Genomic DNA, 3,732 nt, shown 5'->3' on the forward strand with positions numbered 1-3,732 from the left:
GCTCCACGCACCTATCGAGGCGAGGGAGAATTCGGATGGCCGTCGACCCCACCGGCCGTGACCTGCGCGATTTCCTCCGGGAGGAGCCGCAGGCGCCGGTCGTGATGCTCAATCTGCTGCGGTTCGCGCCGGGCGGCCGGGACTCCTACGCCCGGTACGCGGCGGAGCTGCGGGAGACCTTCCTGCCGCGGTACGGCGCAGAGGTGATCTACGCCGGCGACGGTGCGCGGGCCCTGGTGGCCGAGGACGGCCAGGCCTGGGACGCGGTGCTGCTGGTGCGTTACCCCGACCGGGAGGCGTTCTGCCGGATGGTGGCGGACCCGGAGTACCAGCGGGTGACCCGGCTGCGGACCGTGGCGCTGCGGGAGGCGGTGCTGCAGCCGACCACTCCCTGGCCGGCGGCCTGACCCGGGCACCCGCCGCCGGCCCGGGTAACCCGGCCACGGTCCGGGCCGTCGTGCCGGGCCTGGCCGACCTCACCCGGGCCGGGCGGCCCTGCGGGCCCTCCGGCGTCGCGCACGCCGGCTGTGCCGACCGGTCGGGTTCAGGACCGGCCGTCACGCATGACCGTCCCGGCAACGGGTAGCGGCCGGGTCGTGAAGCTCCTCCTGCTCAGCTATGCCCTGATCGGCGGGCTCGGCGTACTGCTCGCGTTCTGGTCCAGCGCCATCCGCCGGGCACCGGTCAGCGAACCTCTGCTCGCCCTGGTCCTGGGGGTGGTCGCCGGTCCGCTGCTCGGTTTGATCGTCGTGGCCGACCGGCTCGGCGCCGAGCTGGTGCGGGAGATGAGCCGGGCCCTGCTGGCGATCTCCCTGATGGCGGTCGCCCTGCGTTTCCCGATCTCCGGCTACCGTGCCGTGCTCCGTCCGGTGCTGGTCCTGTTGAGCGCCGGCATGGTGGGCATGGCGGTGGTGACGGCGGGCCTCGCCTGGGGGGTGCTCGGGGTGCCGCTCGCGTTCGCGGCGCTGCTCGGCAGCTGCCTCACCCCTACCGACCCGGTCCTCGCCTCCAGCATCGTCTCCGGCGGCCCGGCGGAGCGGGAGTTGCCGGCCCACCTGCGCCAGGTGATCAGCGGCGAGTCCGGCGGCAACGACGGGCTCGCGTTCCCGCTGGTCGTCCTCGCGCTGGCCGCGTTCGGCACGAAGCCCTGGACCGACCAGGTGGTGGAGGCGGTCTGGGGCGTGTGCGGGGCGGTGCTGGTCGGAGTCGCGGTCGGGTGGCTCGCCGGTCACGCCGTCCGGGCGGCCAACCGTCGGGAGACCGTCGACCAGGGCTCACTTCTCATCTTCGCCGTGCTGCTCGGGGTGGCCTCGCTCGGCTTTGCCCGGGTGCTGGGCACCGACGGCATCCTGGCCGCGTTCGCCACCGGGCTGGCCTACAACAAGGTGCTCGGCGACCAGCCTCGGATCGTCGAGCAGAAGCTCGACGACTCCCTCACCCGCTACCTGGTCCTGCCGCTGTTCTTCCTGCTCGGCGTGGAGCTGCCCTGGCGCGACTGGGGCGAGCTGGGTTGGCGGCTGCCGGCGTTCACGCTCGCGGTGCTGCTGCTGCGCCGGCTGCCGGTCGTGCTCGGGCTCGGCGGCCCGCTCGGCCTGGGCCGGCGGGATCTGATCTTCCTGGGCTGGTTCGGTCCCATCGGCGTCTCCGCGCTGTTCTACCTCGCCTACAGCCACGACGAGGGCGCCCGCGACCCGTTGCTCTGGGCGGCGGGCAGCATGGTCGTCGCGTCGAGCACGCTGGTGCACGGGGTGACGGCGATGCCCGGCCGTCGCTGGTACGCGGCGCGCGGTGGTGGCTGAACGCCGAGGCCTGCGGCCGGGTCAGGATCCGGTCCGTCGGAGGATGTCGGGCAGATGCTCCGGCAGCGCCACCGTACGCAGGTCGGCGAGTATCGCGTCCAGAAGCCGGGTGACGCGGGGCTGGTCGCGTCCGGCGCGCCGGACGTCGTCCACGGCGACCGCGAGGAAGCTGTCGAAAGTCTGTGCTCTGGCCTGGACGCGGACCCTGCCGTCGCCGTCCTGCACGAGCAGGCGCTGGTCGGGCCGGCCGGCGAGGTGGCGCAGCAGGTCGTGCATCTCCTGCACGGCTCGAACCGCCGTGGTCGTGTCGTTGACCCCCGGCGAGAGGGCCCGTTCGGCGATGTCGGCCAGTTGCCGGAACCCGAACCCGACGTCCTGCCCGGCGGTCCGTTCCACGTTGAGGCTCACCGTGGCGGTCGTCCGATCGTCCGGGACCGGCGCCGGGGGTGGACAGCCGGGCAGCGGGTGGACCGCGACCAGCGGTTGCCCGGTCACCACGAAGTCACCCGGGGCCGGCAGGACCGACAGGGCGCAGGAGTGTGCCCGGGCGAGTGCGGCGAGCCGGTGCAGGTCGATGTCGTCCACCAGGCCGGGTGCCGATGCGGTGATCACCTGCACGGGTGGTGCCAGCCGCGTCGCCGCCCCGGGCGGGGGTTCGGGGGAGTGCTGGTCCTCGATGATCCGCCGGGTCTGGGCGCCGACCGCCGCGATGATGTGCGAGACCCGCATGGCGGTGGTGACGTGGTGCAGGTAGTAGATGAACAGGCCGCTGCTGACCAGCACCAGGATCATCGCGACGGCAAGGGACAGCTCCGGCAGCCGGGCGTCGGACCGGTCCGGCAGGGCCGCCAGCACCACCATGGCGAAGAGCGCGGTCGCCAGGAACGTGCCCAGCGCGGCCTGGGTGACCCGGTCCCGCAGGAAGGTGCGCAGCACCCGTGGGGAGTACTGGCTGCTGGCCAGCTGCACGGCCACCACGGTGATGGAGAAGACCAGCGCGGTGAACGAGATCATCGCGGTGATGATGGACGACAGCAGCGACCGGGCGCCTGCCGCGCCGCTGGGCAGGAACCCGCCGGCCGGCAGGCCCACCTGCAGCTCCAGCAGCGACAGCCCGACCGCCAGCAGCACGGCACCGGCGGCGAAGGTCGTGGGGACCAGCCAGAAGCCGGTCCACGCGGCCGCCAGCCGGGATCTGCGGGTACGTGGGGCGCCGGTCATGCCACCGACATGCCCACTGGCACCCGCTCGACACCGGTTCCGCGGATGTTCCGCACGAATCCACCGGAAATCGGAGACCCGGTGAGGTTTGGCCCTGGCCGCGCCGGGACACGGGTAGGCGAGCGGCGGCAGCGGAAAGGAGAGCGGGATGGATCTGCGGAGCGCGCCGACGACCGTGACCGTGGTCGGTCCGGTGCACCGGCCGGTGCACGGGTCGGCGCTGGCCCGGTTGCTGCGCACCACCGACGCCAAGCAGATCGGCCTGCTGTACCTCGCGACGGCGTTCGGGTTCTTCCTGGCGGGTGGCCTGCTGGCCCTGCTCATGCGGGCGGAGCTGGCACGGCCCGGCATGCAGCTGCTCTCGCCCGAGCAGTACAACCAACTGTTCACCATGCACGGCACGATCATGCTGCTGCTCTTCGCCACCCCGATCGTCTTCGGCTTCGCCAACTACCTGGTGCCGCTGCAGATCGGCGCGCCCGACGTGGCCTTCCCCCGGCTCAACGCCCTCGCGTACTGGCTGTACCTGTTCGGCGGGCTGACGGTGCTCGGCGGATTCGTCACCCCCGGCGGCGCGGCCGACTTCGGATGGACGGCCTACCAGCCGCTGGCCGGGCCCGAGCACTCGCCCGGCGCCGGGGCGAACCTCTGGGCGGTGGGGCTGGTGGTGTCCGGCCTCGGCACCATCCTCGGCGCGGTCAACATGATCACG

4 protein-coding genes are annotated in these 3,732 nt (G+C 73.0%); 3 read left to right on the plus strand and 1 reads right to left on the minus strand.

Annotation, left to right across the window (positions count from 1 at the left end; genetic code table 11):
• Positions 1 to 35 precede the first annotated feature (35 nt).
• Both ACL02O_RS33785 and ACL02O_RS33790 read left to right on the plus strand, forming a co-directional pair.
• A complete protein-coding gene (locus tag ACL02O_RS33785; protein WP_412822247.1) occupies positions 36 to 407 on the plus strand; it encodes a DUF1330 domain-containing protein in 372 nt (123 codons plus the stop codon).
• Between the two features lie 189 nt (positions 408 to 596).
• The gene (locus ACL02O_RS33790; protein ID WP_412822248.1) at positions 597 to 1,799 is read left to right on the plus strand and encodes a cation:proton antiporter; all 1,203 of its coding nucleotides are present in this window, start codon (positions 597 to 599) and stop codon (positions 1,797 to 1,799) included.
• Between the two features lie 21 nt (positions 1,800 to 1,820).
• Here ACL02O_RS33790 and ACL02O_RS33795 read toward each other — a convergent pair whose 3' ends face one another.
• Positions 1,821 to 3,020 carry a DUF2254 domain-containing protein gene (locus tag ACL02O_RS33795; protein WP_412822249.1) on the minus strand — a complete coding sequence of 400 codons (1,200 nt, stop codon included), beginning with the start codon at positions 3,018 to 3,020 and terminating at the stop codon, positions 1,821 to 1,823.
• Between the two features lie 148 nt (positions 3,021 to 3,168).
• On the opposite strand from ACL02O_RS33795, the gene ACL02O_RS33800 reads away from it, so the two are divergent.
• Positions 3,169 to 3,732: cbb3-type cytochrome c oxidase subunit I (locus ACL02O_RS33800; RefSeq protein ID WP_412822250.1), on the plus strand; the 564-nt coding region annotated here is incomplete at its 3' end.

It is taken from the genome of Micromonospora mangrovicola (genome assembly GCF_047200535.1).
In the GTDB taxonomy this organism is placed as follows: Bacteria; Actinomycetota; Actinomycetes; order Mycobacteriales; family Micromonosporaceae; genus Micromonospora.

Excerpts from the sequence above, each read along its gene's own strand:
- ACL02O_RS33785 (WP_412822247.1), top strand. The coding sequence starts at position 36 with ATGGCCGTCGACCCCACCGGCCGTGACCTGCGCGATTTCCTCCGGGAG.
- ACL02O_RS33795 (WP_412822249.1), bottom strand. The coding sequence starts at position 3,020 with ATGACCGGCGCCCCACGTACCCGCAGATCCCGGCTGGCGGCCGCGTGG.